This is a genomic window from Dyadobacter frigoris, from assembly GCF_005280585.1.
GTDB lineage: Bacteria > Bacteroidota > Bacteroidia > Cytophagales > Spirosomataceae > Dyadobacter > Dyadobacter frigoris.
Genome location: NZ_SZVO01000006.1, coordinates 397,082 through 413,428, shown reverse-complemented (window position 1 = coordinate 413,428; position 16,347 = coordinate 397,082). Strand labels below are relative to the sequence as shown.

General features: G+C 38.9%; 10 protein-coding genes. 9 read left to right on the top strand and 1 reads right to left on the bottom strand.

What is annotated here, in order from left to right; genetic code table 11:
- Positions 1-3: 3 nt before the first annotated feature.
- Positions 4-2,379 (top strand): ABC transporter permease, encoded by a 2,376-nt coding sequence (locus FDK13_RS15175; RefSeq protein ID WP_137340847.1) that lies wholly within the window; start codon positions 4-6, stop codon positions 2,377-2,379.
- A gap of 25 nt (positions 2,380-2,404) precedes the next feature.
- Entirely contained in the window at positions 2,405-2,698 is a 294-nt protein-coding gene (locus FDK13_RS15170; RefSeq protein WP_137340846.1) for a hypothetical protein, read from the top strand.
- 56 nt (positions 2,699-2,754) lie between these two features.
- Here the strand turns inward: FDK13_RS15170 and FDK13_RS15165 are convergent, their stop codons facing one another.
- Positions 2,755-3,684: a serine hydrolase gene (locus FDK13_RS15165; RefSeq protein WP_137340845.1), complete on the bottom strand. Its 930-nt coding sequence runs from the start codon at positions 3,682-3,684 to the stop codon at positions 2,755-2,757.
- A gap of 377 nt (positions 3,685-4,061) precedes the next feature.
- Here FDK13_RS15165 and FDK13_RS15160 point away from each other — a divergent pair, with 377 nt between their 5' ends.
- The 7 genes from FDK13_RS15160 (at position 4,062) to FDK13_RS15130 (ending at position 16,325) form a co-directional block, all read left to right on the top strand.
- Positions 4,062-4,631: an RNA polymerase sigma factor gene (locus FDK13_RS15160; RefSeq protein ID WP_137340844.1), complete on the top strand. Its 570-nt coding sequence runs from the start codon at positions 4,062-4,064 to the stop codon at positions 4,629-4,631.
- A gap of 1,173 nt (positions 4,632-5,804) precedes the next feature.
- Positions 5,805-7,838 (top strand): T9SS type A sorting domain-containing protein, encoded by a 2,034-nt coding sequence (locus FDK13_RS15155; protein ID WP_137340843.1) that lies wholly within the window; start codon positions 5,805-5,807, stop codon positions 7,836-7,838.
- 227 nt (positions 7,839-8,065) lie between these two features.
- The gene (locus FDK13_RS15150; RefSeq protein ID WP_374756100.1) at positions 8,066-9,469 is read left to right on the top strand and encodes a GH1 family beta-glucosidase; all 1,404 of its coding nucleotides are present in this window, start codon (positions 8,066-8,068) and stop codon (positions 9,467-9,469) included.
- A gap of 90 nt (positions 9,470-9,559) precedes the next feature.
- Entirely contained in the window at positions 9,560-9,916 is a 357-nt protein-coding gene (locus tag FDK13_RS15145) for a hypothetical protein (RefSeq protein ID WP_137340842.1), read from the top strand.
- 187 nt (positions 9,917-10,103) lie between these two features.
- Positions 10,104-11,144 carry a DUF4097 family beta strand repeat-containing protein gene (locus FDK13_RS15140; protein ID WP_137340841.1) on the top strand — a complete coding sequence of 347 codons (1,041 nt, stop codon included), beginning with the start codon at positions 10,104-10,106 and terminating at the stop codon, positions 11,142-11,144.
- Positions 11,145-11,353: 209 nt separating this feature from the next.
- Entirely contained in the window at positions 11,354-13,762 is a 2,409-nt protein-coding gene (locus FDK13_RS15135) for an ABC transporter permease (protein ID WP_137340840.1), read from the top strand.
- Positions 13,763-13,886: 124 nt separating this feature from the next.
- Positions 13,887-16,325: an ABC transporter permease gene (locus FDK13_RS15130; protein WP_137340839.1), complete on the top strand. Its 2,439-nt coding sequence runs from the start codon at positions 13,887-13,889 to the stop codon at positions 16,323-16,325.
- The last annotated feature ends 22 nt before the right edge of the window (positions 16,326-16,347 follow it).

Here is a 16,347-nt window from a genome sequence, read left to right as displayed (position 1 = left end):
CTAATGTTCAGAAACTACCTCAAAATCGCCGCCAGGAATATTTGGAAGCACAAGGATTATTCCTTCATCAATATCGTCGGCCTCGCGATGGGTATGGCGGTATCCATGCTGATACTCATGTTTGTGATGCACGAGTATAGTTATGACAAGTTTCATAAAAACGGGGATAGGATTTACAGCATACTGGCTGCTATTAAGATGGATGGGCGTGAGATGCAGTTTAAAAATTTCAATGCTAAATTGGGTCCCAAGTTAAAAGAATCAATGCCTGAAATTCAGGATTTTGTGCGTGTTCAGGAATCTTATCAAGCTGTGGTGATCAAAAACCCTGAGAATTTCTCAGCCTTGTTCAGCGAGCCCAATTTCATATTTGCGGATCCTTCATTTTTTAAGGTATTTTCCTTTAAAATAAAAGAAGGTAGTGTGGCGGACATGCTGAATAAACCCTATAAAATGGTTATTTCGGAAAGGACAGCAAAGAAATATTTTGGAGAAAAAGATCCTGTTGGGAAGACACTTTTGTATGAGGGGAAACATTTGTTTGAAATAATCGCAGTTGCGGAAAACCCGCCTTCAAATTCTACCTTAAATTTTGATTTTGTTGCCTCCGTCATTACAATCCCGCAATTAAGTGAACAAGATAAAAACATGTGGGAACACGCCGGTGCTTTCAATACTTATCTGTTGCTGGACTCTGAAAATTCTGTAAGAAAAGTCGAAAAAAAGATTCTCACAGCAGGAATTGAAACGGATGATTTTGATAAGAAAGCAAGTTATTCACTTGAAGGTTTTACTACTATCCATCTTGGTAATAACTCTACGGACTCAGGCGGCAACACTAAACTGATCAAAATTTTTGCAGGCATTGCTTCACTCATACTTTTTCTGGCATTGTTCAATTACATGAGCCTTACCACTGCCAGATCTACGCAAAGAGCCAAAGAGGTAGGCGTTCGGAAAGTGGCAGGAGCAGGGAGAAGTGGATTGATCAAGCAATTTTATACTGAGTCAGTCTTGGTTTGTTGTATTGCATTTGCCTTATCCTTTGCATTTGTTGAGCTTCTGCGTCAGCCTTTTTATAATTTATTAGATCTGAAAATTGACGCCTCGTTTCTTTTGTCCCCCACTTTTCTAGGTGTTTTAATTGGGATTTTGCTTTTTAGTGCCTTCGTTGCCGGTAGTTATCCGGCACTGATCTTATCCGGTTTCTCTCCAATTGAGGTACTAAAAGGAAGACTGGGAAGCCAGCAAAAAGGAACCGTTTTAAGAAAGATTTTCATGGTTTTCCAATTTACAGTTTCCATCGCTTTGATTGTTTGCAGTTTTATTGTCCGGCAACAATTAAGTTTTATGCAAAATGTAAAACTGGGGCTGAATAAAGATCAGATGCTGAACATTCCGATAAGTGGCTCTATCGGCAAAAATTACTTCTCATTTAAAAATGAAATAGCAGAACTGGCTGGTGTTGAAAAGGTTGCTTTTTCAAGTACCGGATTATACAAAGGTTACAACATGTTTTTTTCTCAGAATAAATCAACACAGAAAGATGTAAGTATATCATATGCCGAAGTTGATGCTGATTACATCAATACGTTGGGATTGGCCTGGAAAGTAAAACCGGAAGGCAGTTCATGGAGAAACGGGCATGGCATGTTGCTGAACGAAACGGCAATAACAGAATTAGGTTTGAAAGGAAATCCGCTCGGGCAACAAGTATTTAACAGAACTGTTGTTGGTATTTTGAAAAATTTTCGTTTTGCCTCAACCAAAAACGAGAAACTTCCAATGGGGCTTTTTATAATTTCGGACACTACCAACAGATTGGCTGACGAACAAAGCTCCGGCATTCTGTTCGCCAAAATGGATCCCAAATCCAATATCGTTGAAAAGATCAAATCCATAGAAAAAATTTATAAAAAATATTCTGCAGATAAACCCTTCGGGTATTATTTTCTTGATGACGCTTTCAATGATACATTTAAAACAGAAATCAGGATGTCAAAAATGTTTACGGTTTTTACCGCTTTTGCGATTTTTATTGCCTGCATGGGTCTGTTCGGTCTGGTAACGTTTACTGCGGAAACCAGAACTAAGGAAATTGGTATTCGAAAAGTTCTGGGCGCCAGTATTGCAAGTGTGGTAGCGCTTCTTTCGAAGGATTTTATCAAGCTGGTATTTATTTCTATTCTACTGGCAACGCCGGTTGCCTGGTATTTGATGAATCAGTGGTTACAGGATTTTACGGAGAGAATTGAGATAACATGGTGGGTTTTTGGCTTATCCGGAATTCTGGCGGTGATTATAACTTTCGCTACCGTAAGCTACCAAAGTATCAAAGCCGCCCTCATGAATCCGGTAAAATCCCTTAAAACCGACTAAAAAGACACATCTAAACATCAATCATATGAGCCATATAGCGATACCGATTCCAACAATTCCAGGAAGGCATGAAATCGAAATTGAAGTAACTGTCAATGGGCTGAAAGAACAGCTCCATTATCGAGTTGAGCTTTTTTACTGGGACAATTGTTCAAATCCAACCGGACATCGGGCAGATTGTATCAGTGAAATGTTATCGCATCAGGATCCTGAATGGGCGGTTTATTACATTGGCGCTCCCAACGACGAGTACGTCCCGATCACTTTTGTAAAAAAAGAAAGCAGATGGTTATTGCAGAAAAGTAGAGCCACGGCTTGAACTTTTATAATGAATTTGTCAAATTCTTACCTGGTAACAGGTAAGAATTTTTCATTTTAAAACCACCATTTTTCATATCCTGAAACGGGTTTCCAGTTACTTTTGGGCTCAAAATGGTTCCAGATTATTTCAGAAACTGTGCGAATCAGTTTGTATCCTTCATTATCTCTTTGCCAGCGCTCGTCTTGCTGATTTTTGGTTGTAATACAAAAAACATAATCACCATGAGGAGCATGAACCATTACAACTTCTGATTTGGCCTGATTTACGGCACCGCTTTTTGCACCTGTTTTAATGAAGGGCGGAATTTGGGATAAAGCTTCGCCATCCCAGAACTGCATACCCAAATAGCGATACATTCTTTCACTCGCATCGGGACTGATCACTTTTCCCAGTCGCAGCATGGCCATCAATTCAGCCATTTCTCGCGGTGATGTTTGTCCCCAGCCATACATCGCCTGATTTTGTTTTCGTCCCGGAGTTCTGGAATTGACACGGGTATTAATAAAGCCATTGATTTCCAGCCATTGATTTATCGTTGAACCGCCACCAGCCAGAGCCTGAAGCCATAAACTGCCTGTATTATCACTTAATGATATCATCAAATGAATCACTTTTGGCAAAGGGATTTTTGTGCTGTCACGCAATGAGCCTGTAATTCCGTCGTCATATTTCAACGAATCACGGTAGGTGAGAAGCTGGTCAAATTGAATTTGGCCCTTGTTGATTTTGTCAAAAACCCCAATCATAATGGGTATTTTGACCATACTCGCAGTTGGGAAAATAGTATCCGCATTGATAGAAGCAAACTTATCCGATTTTAAATTTCGCACATAAATACCTGCATTTCCTTTAAAGCCTGCCAGTGCTTTTTCAAGTTTTCCAGTCAGTTTTTTATCAGATATCGAATGAATTGTGCTTGAATTTTGTGAAAAAACAGTAAAATTAAGGAGCGACAGCACTGCAATAAAATAAAGATGTTTCATATGGTAAAAAGGAAGTGTAGGGAAATTCGTCAAAAACAGATCTGTATGTTAAATATATATATTCGGTAAGTAAATACCTTATAATGAATTGTTTGGAAGGGTTTTGGTGTTTGTTTGCAAAATGATAATACAAATATTTTAAAAAAAGTGTGGAATGGTTTCCATTTGTGTAATTTAAATTTTCCTCAGTTTTTCTGTAATCTGAGGAATATTTATTTAAAAACAGAATTAATGCCAAAGCGAAATCCACAAAATAGAGGGAAAGCATACACACTTTTAGAAACATAACAGATGGAACATAATTTGTATGGGCTGTTTATGAAAGACTAACAAAGTTGTCAGACTTACCCGAAACAACTACATCAATAACTGAAAAGATGATAAGTAAATCTGCATACACCGAACAAGAATTGATATCTTCTTTAAAATGTAATAGCAGGGAGGCCTTCGAATATCTTTACGACCATTACGCTTCGGCATTGTATGGTATTATCATGAAAATAGTTAAGGATGAAGATAAAGCGGCGGATGTAATGCAGGATTCTTTTTTGAAAATCTGGAAAAATATTGGAAGTTATAATGTTGAAAAAGGGACGCTTTTTACATGGATTCTAAATGTTGCGAGAAATACGGCCATAGATCGTTTAAGACTTGATGTTAAAAATGAGAAATCGGTAAGCTGGGATACAGTTATTGAATCCGATTTGGGGAATAATGTCGTTTTTAATCCTATCCCAGCTACTATTGATATACGTGCCATTGTAGCAAGCCTATTACCAGAAAAGAGTGTGTTGATTGATCTTGTTTATTTTCAGGGATATACGCATGAAGAAGTATCTGAAAAGTTAAGCTTGCCCTTAGGGACTGTAAAATCAAGAATTCGTAAAGCACTTAATGAATTAAGAGAGATTTTTGATGTACATAGTTTTACTTTGAGAGCTGCATAAATTATAGGAATGGAGGTTTTGATCCAGTTTCTCTTTCTGAGACGCTGGTTTTTTTATGGATTTTAGTTTAAAGCCAACAATTTTTCTAAAAAGCGAAAATTAAATTTTCTTAACATACTATTTTACAGTGAAATAACTAATACTACATCTTCCAGATTTTCCAGGAGTATAAATCCAAAAAGTACTACACGCCACGCAAAATGTTTTGTTGCCTCAATTGTTCAAGGCAATTCTGTTTTAAATAATAGTTTTCTTGAAGGAATTAAATTAAGGAAGTAAACCCGATCCTGAAATTGAGGTTTGAAGTCTAAGTAATATACATGCTTTATCCTTCATATTTTTCTTTTAATTCTTCATTTAGAATAAAATTGTAGCGCATTGTAGAGTAAGTTTGATAACGTATAATTAATAGCGTTCGATATTCCTTTTGTGCTGCTTATAACTCTCTGAGCATGATATGCTTTGTAACCTGATTTTAAAAGCCGGGCGCAAATCTGCTTTTGTTTAGCAATCAAGTGACTTGACTGATAAGGGTTTAGATATTTATAAAAATGATCGGAAAAGTTAATTAAAACCTGGATCGTCGCATAGTAAAGTTTAATCACTGCATAGAAAAAACAGGTTGTATTCTCATATTGATGAATTGTTATAAACTTGAAAAAGTTATATTTTATATTCAGTGCCTAAAACTATTATTTTTCTTGGCCAACGGTGATGGTTGATCTTGTAAAGTGCTGATTTTTACTGTTTTTGGTAATTTGTAGCGGTAGATTTAGTTATTTTTTATATGTAGAATTAGTTTAATTATTGTCGTAGATATAGTTATTATTTGTTTGTGATATAAAATTAATCATAAAAATGATTTGATTTTTAAATAGAATTTTTTTTACATTTGCAGCTGTCGATACCTCCATTAATAACCATAGAAGTTTAACCAGATATATCATAAGCAATAATGATTATTGGTTAAACCATCCGCTAATCCGTTAGGAAGTTTAATATTATTTTGGATTTCTAATTAATCAGAGCATCTGATTTATAGAATTTTTTTTGTCGTTAAAACTTATCTATCAATACTTTATTTAACCTGTAAATTTCTCATCATTATCGCTAATAACTATACAACCTCATGAAAAAAAATTACTCCTTTATGGTGATGTGCATAATAGTCTTATGCACATCATTCAGCAATTACACGCAAAAATTACCCCTGATCTTTCAGAAACATCTTCTACCGGAACTACCACTGCTGATTGCGGATGTACGGATAATGTTCTGGCGAATGCAAGTTTTGAAGATGGCAATACAAGCTGGACAACATCAGGTAGTTTTTCAACAAAAAATACACAATATGCAGTTTGTGGAACCTATGCAACTGTTCTGAACGGGGCTGGTAGTATTTACCAACAATATGCTGTTGCTCCTGGAGCTTCTGTTCGCTTCTCTGCATATGGCGGATACCATGTAAAAAATGGCCAGACATTTAAAATTTCTTTCTACACTTCAGGCAATACATTAATTTCAACGAATTCGGCATCCGTAGCCGTAGATTGGGATGTTGATACAGCACCTTCTACTGGTCCTATATTAAAACAATATGTTTTGAATGCAACAGCGCCGGCAGGAACAGCATTTGCCCGTGCCGAAGCTTCCGGAACAGGAGATTATTTTAAAATTGACGGCGCTTGTATGCAGGTAACGCCACCTCCGGCTGATTGTAACTGTGATGGTAATACTTTGGTTAATCCAAGTTTCGAAACCTTTACAACGGTAAGCGGAAAGCAAATTCCAACAGGATGGAGCTCTTCGAATGATGCTGGCCAGATTTTTACTGATGATGACGCATATGCTGTTTGTGGAACAAAAAATGGTTTGTTAGGGACTTCTGGCGGTAGTTTCTGGCAGGATGTAAATGTAATTCCGGGAAGCACTGCGGTGTTGAATATCTGGGGCGGATACCATGTAAAACAGAGCCATAAATTCCAGCTTATTTACCTGAATGCAGCAAAAGTTCAAATCGGAGCAGTTGCAGCAGAAGTCGCGCTCAACAAAGCGGTTGAGGATCTTCCTGCAACGGGGCCCAATGGCATGACAAAATATACTTTGACAGCAGCTGCTGCACCGGCGGGAACTTCATACATTCGAGTGTTGGGTTCTGCAACAGGAAACTATTTCAAAGTGGATGCCGCATGTCTTAAAATTACTCCACCGGTTTGTGAAACTTGTACGGGTAATCAACTTGTTAATCCAAGTTTTGAAGATGGAACAAATAGCTGGACAAAAACTGGGGCCGGTACATTTGCTACCTCAACGGACTATGTAGTATGTGGTATTAAGTCGGCTAAATTATCTGATAAGGTTGTGATCTCACAGACAAAAAATATAGCGCCCGGAAATACAGTAACCTGGACTATATATGCCGGATATGATGGCTCTAACACTAACTTTATACAGACTCTGAAGGTTAAGTTTTTCAACGGAGTAAATGAAATAACAGCGTCGACCGTGACTCAGGTGATTGACAAAGCTGTAACGTCGACGACAGTTGGTTTGAAAAAATATACACTAACAAAACAGGCTCCTGCTAATACAACTTCTGTCGTTCTTGAAATTTCATCGAGTGCAGGTATTGTTTATTGTGATCTTGGCTGCTTCCAGATAAAGACGGATACACCGCTTCCTGTAACGCTTACCGATTTTAGCGTCAAAAAGGAAGGCACAAGTGCTTCACTTTCATGGAAAACGACAGCTGAGACCAACTCCAAATCTTTTGAAGTTCAACATAGCCTTAATGGTAAAGAGTGGGCGGCTTTAGGCTCAGTTGATGCACAGGGTGAAAGTACAGTTACGAAATCTTACAGCTATACACATGCTACCCCTGCTAACGGAAACAATTTGTATCGTTTGAGAATGATCGATAAAGATGAAACGTTTGCTTATAGCAGAATTGTCAGTGAAAATTTTGTTACAGATGAGTCCGCATTACTTTACCCTAACCCTAGTTCGAATTTCATGAAGCTGAGAAATGGTAATGAAAAAATTGCCAGCATCCAGATTTATGATATCAGAGGTGTAAAGGTGAAAGATTTCATTCCGAAAGATGGTGTTGATGTAGACATCAGTAATCTGTCATCGGGAAGTTATATCGTAACCTTTAAACAAAGCAATGGCCTGATAGCCAAACAAAAAATTACGGTAATCAGGTAGTACAAAAGCGTTATTAGTTTCAAATTCCTTTATCCGCATATTCGGGTGAAGGAATTTTTTGTTTGAGGGAAGCTCATTAACCCGTGTAAAAGATTAGTCCGGGTTCTGTATTCTTCTTTCCAATATTAAGTTTTTCATATGATTACGATATTGTTACCTTTTTGGCAATTATTCCATTTAATTTTGTAGTACTGACTTAACGTTCAGAACATAATCAGCAGAAAACATTGAAGGATTTTAGTCAAAATAATATATTGCCGGAACAAGCTGCCAATCTGGAAATTCCGGAAACAGGTATTCTTTCCAAAAAAGATTTTGGAGTTGCTTTCAAATGGGGGACGGCTACGGCAGCATTTCAGGTCGAGGGAGCTGTTGCTGAGCATGGAAGAGGAGCGTCGATCTGGGATACCTTTACGCGCCAAAAAGGTAAAATAAAGGATGGTCACCACGCAGAAATTGCTTGTGATTTCTATAATAATTATGAGGCAGATCTGGAGCTAGTCGCTGAACTTGGTTTTAAGGAATTCCGCTTTTCACTTTCCTGGTCCAGGATTTTGCCGGATGGTACAGGAAAGATTAATGAAAAAGGAATCGATTTTTACAATCGGATCATTGACAAATGTATTGCCCTGGATATTGAACCCTGGATTACCTTATATCATTGGGATCTGCCCCAGGCATTGGAAGATCGTGGAGGATGGAAAAACAGGGAAATTATAAAATGGTTTTCTGAATACGTTTCGATTTGTGCTGATGCTTTTGGCGGAAAAGTGCGTAACTGGATCATTCTGAATGAGCCAATGGCCGTTGCTGGCCTGGGTTACACCACAGGTATGCACGCACCTGGAAAAAAAGGATTATTTAATTTTCTTCCGGTTGTACATCATCTTGCTTTGTGCCAGGCGGAAGGTGGCCGGATTGTTCGTGATATGGTACCGGACGCTTACATTGGTACGGCACTTTCCTGTTCGCATGTGCAGCCTTTTACGCAAAGTGTGAGAGATATCCGCGCGGCCAGAAGAGCGGATGCGATTATGAACCGTCTTTTTATGGAACCTTGTTTGGGTATGGGTTATCCGGTTGATGCTTTTCCGTTTTTGAAAGGAATTTCGAAATTCATGTTGGAAGGTGATGAAGAGAAACTGGCATTTGATTTCGATTTTATCGGACTTCAGAATTATTTCCGGGTGATTGTGAAGCATTCCTATTTTGCCCCTGTTTTGTGGCTTGAAGAAGTATCAGCCAGGAAACGAAATGTTCCGTTGACGGCCATGGGCTGGGAAGTTGCACCGGATGGAATGTATGAAATTTTGAAACAATTTAGCCAATATCCTAATATCAGGGAAATTATCATTTCTGAAAATGGGGCGGCTTTTGATGATGTTTTGAAAAATGGAGAAGTTCAGGATCATAAACGGATTCAGTTTTTTGAGGAGTACCTGGCCAATATATTGAAGGCGAAAAACGAAGGTGTGAAAATAGGTGGTTACCTGGCCTGGTCACTTCTGGATAACTTTGAATGGGCAGAAGGATATGGACCCAGGTTTGGGCTGGTTTATGTCAATTATGAAAATCAGGAGCGGATTATTAAGGATTCCGGAAAATGGTTTGCCAAATTTCTGAAGGAATAGGCTGAACCTGAACAATATTTTATGGCGGTTCCAACCTTTTTTATTCAAATGGAATCTTGTTATTATAACAAAATTCCAAACCTTTCTGCCATGAAAATCTTACTCTTTTTACTTGCCTTAATAACTTGTATTGCCTGTACTGACGACAAGCTTCCATCCGATGTCGAAATAGTGGAAAGCGATGCTGAATGGGTTAATATGCTTGCAGCCGATGGCTGCTCCTGGCATTTTCAGGTGCCTTCCGGAGATTCTTTACTTTATTATCTGCCGTCTGAGACTTCATTGAAAGTGGTTGAAAAGGAACTTGGCAACAAGGAGGATTATTATTCATTTATCAAAGTACATATTCGATATAGTCTTACAGATAGGAAAAAAGGTGTTGCCTGTGGTTGGGGCGCAACCGGAAATTTCACAGAAATTGAAGTTTATAAGGTTGATAAAAAATAGTTTACTATTTTAAGAATTTCACGCAAAAAAGGAAGGGGCAAAGCACGCTAAGATTTTAACTTTGCGAGCTTTGCCCCCTTCCTTTTTTGCTTTGCGTGAAATATTTTAAATAAAATTGAAACCTCCATGCAACCTCCATTTCGGTTTTAACATCATAACTGCAAACGACAAGAAAACTTATTAGATCATGAAAAAAATTAATTTACTTTTAGCCGCATTCGTTCTATTTATCACAATTTCTGCCAATGCGCAGAATTCAGACGAAAAGCCTTACATCTCTAAAAATTTCACAAGCGCTTCGCTGACGAATCTTAAAGTGGAAACTTCTGGCGGTTCAATCACCGTTGCCGGTGACCAGCCAAATGGTGTTAAGGTTGAAATGTACGTCCGTCCGAATAACTGGAATGGAAAAGTCAATCTGAGCAAGGAAGAGATTGAAGACAAACTTGAAGATTTCGATATTTTTATCGGCACCGAGGGCAGTGTTTTAAAAGCAACAGCTGTTCGTAAAAATAGAAATGGCTGGGACAAAAACAGCGTTTCTATTTCTTTTAAAATCTCAACACCAAGAAATATGGCAACCAATCTGCGCACAAGCGGCGGAAGTATCCGTATCTCTTCACTTACAGGCGAGCAAAATTTCAGGACAAGCGGAGGAAGTTTAAAAGTATCGGATCTTGACGGTCTTATCGATGGACAAACCTCTGGCGGTAGTATTGAAGTTGAAAACTGTAAAAAAGAAATCACACTTAGTACGAGCGGTGGAAGTATCAAAGCCAGCGAATTGAGTGGAAAAATTAATCTGCATACTTCTGGCGGCAGTATCACATTGAACGGTCTTGATGGTTCAATTGTAGCGCAAACCAGCGGTGGAAGTATAAAAGGTGATGGTATCAAAGGAGATCTTGACGCCGGAACTTCGGGTGGTTCTGTACGTCTGGCGGCCGTTTCCGGAAGTGTGAAGGCACATACAAGCGGTGGAAGCATGGAAGTAGAAATTACCCAAATTGGTAAGTTTGTAGATTTGTCAACATCAGCGGGAAGTCTGCGGGTGAATATGCCAATGGATAAAGGAATGGATTTAAATCTGAAAGGGAATAAAGTAACCGTGAGTTTGAAAAACTTTGATGGACAAGTAGAAAAGGATCGCGTTCTTGGTAAAATGAACGGTGGTGGAATTCCTGTTAACTTGTCTGCAAACGGTGGATCGGTTTCTATCAATCAGTAAAAAAAATATTTGTAATCTCTTTCATTTACAGGCGTTCGTCCCTGAACAAAAGTGTCCGTTATCGGACACTTTTGTTGTTTTATTTCAATGTAAAATACTTATTATCAGGTTTTTATTATTTTGGCATAAGATTTACTTTACTTCATATATATAATGCAACCTATGAAATTCTGCTTTGCCGGATTTCCATTCCCTTAATCCTGTCGGTCATGCTAAAAAATTACATCACAATCGCCTGGCGAAATCTTACGCGTAACAGTCTGTATGCTTTGCTAAATGTAGCCGGTCTTTCGATTGGTTTGGCCTGTGCGCTGATTGTCTTCTGGTTTATTCGTTTTCAGACTTCATTTGACCATTCGCACACCAATATTGATCACATTTACCAGATCACAACCGAATTTCATTCGGATGGAATAGGTTATTCCCGCGGCGTTCCGGCTCCTATGTGGAAAGCGATGGAAGCGGAATTTCCGCAGTATAAATCCAGCATGTGTTTTGAAAAATACAATTCCTTCATGGCCGCTTTGGATAACAGTGGCAAGGCTGTTAAAAAATTCAAGGAAGAAGGCCCTAATATGGCATTTGTTCAGCCCGAATATTTTTCCATTTTTGATTCGCACTGGCAAATTGGTACGCCAAAAGCTTCATTAAGCAAGCCGAATACGATTGTTTTAAGTGAAAAAATGGCACGTAAATATTTTGGTATTGAAAATCCGATTGGCAAAAGTATTCGCCTGGAAAATCAACTCAATCTCGAAGTAACCGGAATTATCGACAACGTTTCCGAGAATACGGATTTGCCATATGAGTTCTTTGTTTCATTTCAAACACTGGTTGCCAATCCTAAATTCAACTACGGGGGAAGCGGACTGGACAATTGGAGCGGTGTCAATTCAAATACCTATTGTTTTCTTTTAATACCCGAAAACGTAAATATAAAAGGTGTTGAAAAGCAAATGTCGGCGCTTAATAAAAAGTACCACAGCACTGATTTCGCTTTTTATAAACATCCGCTGATTCCTTATTCAACCATGCACCACTCCGAAAATTACAACGGAGCAATGCCGATGAAGTGGGTCTGGATCATGAGCGTGATCGGGATATTTTTGATTGTGACGGCATGCTTTAATTTCATAAACATGGCTACTGCACAAGCATTAAGACGTTCCAAAGAAGTGGGCGTTCGGAAGGCCGTGGGCGGAACAAGAGGTCAGGTCTTTATACAGTTTATGACGGAAACGGCTTTGATTACTTTCGCTGCATTGGTGATTGGTTTTGCACTTGCTTTTTTGGTAGTTCCACATATTAACAGCTGGCTGGATCAGCCGGGAACCTGGCCGGTACATATTAACTGGGCCGATGGTTTGTTATGGATTTTCATGGCATCGCTTTTTCTGGGCGTAGTACTTCTGGCGGGTTCTTATCCTGGTGGAATTCTGGCCGGATTCAGACCGGTTTTGGCTTTGAAAGGAAATATTTCAACCCGTCAGATCGGAGGAATTTCCTTACGTCGCGGGCTGATCGTGTTTCAGTTTGTGCTGATTCAATTGCTGGTAATTTGCACGTTGGTTGTTAATAATCAGGTTGATTTTATGTTGTCTCAATCGGTAGGTTATGAAACAAAAGGGATTGCAGAGCTACGGATTCCTACACCTGATAAAATAAACCAGACCACTTTCAGACAAAGATTATTGGAAATTCCAGGAATTTCGGATGCTTCTTTTTGTCTTTTTCTTCCAACAACAAATTCAAATAATAACAGCAACGTAAAATTTGATACCCGTCAGAAAGATGAACTGTGGAGCATGAATACCAAAAATGCGGACGATAACTACGTGAAAACCTTTGGTCTTCAATTTGTTGCCGGAGAAAATATTCCGAAAAGTGATACCATCCGAGGGTATTTAATCAATGAAAAAGCCGTGGAGCGTTTGGGATTAAAAAATCCTGCTGATGCGATTGGTAAAAACCTGAAAATATGGGGCGTCACAGCACCGATTTATGGCGTATTAAAAAACTGGAATAATACCTCGTTCAAAAGTGGAATTAACCCCATTGCGGTTTTCACTTATAAGGACTACAACTATACCTGCGCTGTCAAACTAAGCACTACGAATCTTCATCAGACGATGAAAAGTGTTGAGAAGTTATGGAATGAATATTTCCCTGATTATCTGTACGAACAATCATTTATGGACGACAATATTGCAAAAAGTTATGCGCTTGAAAACATGATGCTGAAACTGATCCGGGTATTTTCATTCATCGCGATTTTCATCGGCTGCCTTGGTTTGTATGGTTTAGTCAAATTTATGGCTTCGCAGAAAACGAAGGAAATTGGTGTCCGGAAAGTTTTGGGTGCAAGTATTATCAATATCATTGGTCTGTTTGGTAAAGAAATATCATTACTTATCGGCGTTGCTTTTGTCATAGCCGCACCGCTCGGCTGGTATGTAATGCACGGCTGGCTGCAAGATTACGAATACCGAATTCCAATCGGAGCTGAAATTATGATCCTGGCCATTACGATCACATTTGTTGTAGCTGCGGTTACTGCCGGATATGAATCGATAAAAGCCGCGCTGGTAAATCCGGTAAAATCACTTAAATCAGAATGACCCGTTTGACGGCTTTTTTCGCTGTCAGATGATAACAGCCCGTCCGACGGTTTTTTTTACCGTCGGACGGGTAAACAAAAGAAGGAAAAGTCTAAAAATCTATCAGCCTGAAAATTTTAAAACTATGTTTCAAAATTATTTAAAACTAGCGTGGAGGCATCTTGTCAATCAGAAGATGTATTCTTTTGTCAAAATCGGTGGTTTTGCTATTGGTATTGCGGCTTGTCTGCTGATTGCTTTGTTTATAAAAGACGAGCTTCGTTATGACGAGGATATTCCCTACCAAAACCGGACATACAGGGTTGTCGCCGTTGAAAAATATCAGGGAGAAATAATTCCTTATACCTGGCAGCAGGCAGGGGTTGCCAAAGTTATAAAAGAAGATTATCCGGAAGTCGAAAAAGCGGGTAGATTTTTAAACAGTGAATTGTTTGGAGCTGGACCAAACCAGATTAGAAGGTCGGATAAACTGCAAAACGTCTACGAAGAACGTTTTGCATATATGGATCAGGATCTGATTGATATATGGGGACTGAAAATGTTGGAAGGTGATCAGGAACATGCTTTGGATGAGCCAAATAGTCTGGTAATTACAAAATCAAAAGCCGATAAATTCTTTCCGAACGAAAGTGCGATCGGCAAAATTATGATCATTAACGACGATGCCAAAAAACCAAGAAAGATTACAGGTGTCATTGAAGATTTTCCAAAGAATTTCCACGTAGGTTTTGATTTTCTGATGACGATGGCCGGCGTTGTATTCTATGAAGGTGAACAAACCAACTGGCTGGCTACCAATTATCAGACTTATATAAGGTTGAAAGAAGGAACGGATCAGCATAAGTTTGAATCAAAACTTTCTGCGATTACCAAGAAGTATTACATGCCCCAACTCATTGCAAGCGGACAAAAAGTTAACGCGGAACAAATTGAGGCGGACAAGAAATACCAGTTACAGCCTGTTTCTCAGATTTATTTAAGAAATGGAGACATTCGGGATGGTTTGAGCCATGGCGATATCCGGTTTATCTGGCTTTTTGGCGCTATTGCAGGATTTATACTTTTGCTGGCCTGTATCAATTTTGTCAATCTTTCAACTGCAAAATCTGCCAACAGGGCGATGGAAGTTGGTCTAAGAAAAACAGTAGGATCGGAGCGGAGTGGTTTGATAAGTCAGTTTCTGACAGAATCGCTGCTAATCAGTTTTGTATCGATCTCACTTGGTTTTGTTCTGGCCTATGCTCTTCTTCCTTTTTTCAATACCCTTTCTTCAAAATCACTGGTTTTTCCTTTCACCGAATGGTGGCCTTTGCCGGTATTAATTCTCAGTTCACTTGCTATCGGGATTTTGGCGGGTTTGTATCCCGCGTTCTATTTATCCGGTTTCAAGCCGATCAATGTACTGAAAGGACAATTGGTTAAAGGAAAAAAAGGAGCGGATTTAAGAAGCACGCTTGTCGTTTTTCAATTTACAACATCCATCATTTTGATCATCAGTACGTTTGTGATTTACCGTCAGGTTAATTTCATATTAAATGCAAAAGTTGGTTATAACAGGAATCAGGTTTTGCTTGTACATGGCACAAATACGCTGGGAGATAAGGTTGCTGTTTTTAAAGACGAAATAAAAAAATTGCCGCAAGTGAAAAATGCGACGGTAAGCGATTATCTGCCGATAAAGGAAACAAAACGTAATGGAAATCCATTTTGGCAAGATGGAAAAACAAAGGAAATGGCTTCTACAAGCGGACAGTTCTGGGTAACGGATTACGATTATATTGAAACCCTGGGTATGAAGATTGTACAGGGAAGGAATTTTTCAAAGGATAGGAAAACGGATGAAAAAGCCGTTATCATTAACCAGAAACTTGCGAAAGATCTTGGTTTGAAAAATCCCGTTGGTCAATATATTACCAACCAAACGAATAATGGTAACAAGCTTGAAATCATCGGCGTTGTCGAAGATTTTCATTTCGAGTCCATGAAGGATGATATCGAAGGACTTTGTATGAGTTTGGGTTCAAGTCCTTCCATTGTTTCAATTAAAATAGGTACTTCTGATACGAAAGGAGCGATTCAATCGATATCAAAAGTTTGGAATTCGTTAGCGCCAAACCAGCCGATCCGTTACACATTCATGGACCAGAATTTTTCCAAAATGTATGATGACGTAAACAGGCTTGGACAGATTTTCAGCAGCTTTGCGATTCTGGCGATTATCGTTGCCTCACTGGGTTTATTTGCGCTTTCTGCTTTTATGGTAGAACAACGCAGAAAAGAAATAGGAATACGGAAAGTCCTGGGCGCATCAGTTCAAAGTATTCTTGGATTACTAACCCGGAATTTTCTGGTTCTTGTACTTATTTCAGCAATTATCGCATCACCGATTGCCTGGTACATCATGCAAAAATGGTTGCAGGATTATAAATATAGAATTGATATTACCTGGGACATTTATGCTTTTGCCGGCATTTTGTCAGCCACCATAGCAATACTTACAATAAGTTACCAGGCCATAAAAGCAGCCCTAATAGATCCGGCAAAAACATTAAAAAGCCAGTAACAATATTTCCGGCTCCGTCGTA

Bases quoted from the DNA above. Each gene is read 5' to 3' on its own strand.
- FDK13_RS15175 (WP_137340847.1), top strand. From the start codon at position 4: ATGTTCAGAAACTACCTCAAAATCGCCGCCAGGAATATTTGGAAGCAC.
- FDK13_RS15170 (WP_137340846.1), top strand. From the start codon at position 2,405: ATGAGCCATATAGCGATACCGATTCCAACAATTCCAGGAAGGCATGAA.
- FDK13_RS15165 (WP_137340845.1), bottom strand. From the start codon at position 3,684: ATGAAACATCTTTATTTTATTGCAGTGCTGTCGCTCCTTAATTTTACT.
- FDK13_RS15160 (WP_137340844.1), top strand. From the start codon at position 4,062: ATGATAAGTAAATCTGCATACACCGAACAAGAATTGATATCTTCTTTA.
- FDK13_RS15155 (WP_137340843.1), top strand. From the start codon at position 5,805: ATGCACATCATTCAGCAATTACACGCAAAAATTACCCCTGATCTTTCA.
- FDK13_RS15145 (WP_137340842.1), top strand. From the start codon at position 9,560: ATGAAAATCTTACTCTTTTTACTTGCCTTAATAACTTGTATTGCCTGT.
- FDK13_RS15140 (WP_137340841.1), top strand. From the start codon at position 10,104: ATGAAAAAAATTAATTTACTTTTAGCCGCATTCGTTCTATTTATCACA.
- FDK13_RS15135 (WP_137340840.1), top strand. From the start codon at position 11,354: ATGCTAAAAAATTACATCACAATCGCCTGGCGAAATCTTACGCGTAAC.
- FDK13_RS15130 (WP_137340839.1), top strand. From the start codon at position 13,887: ATGTTTCAAAATTATTTAAAACTAGCGTGGAGGCATCTTGTCAATCAG.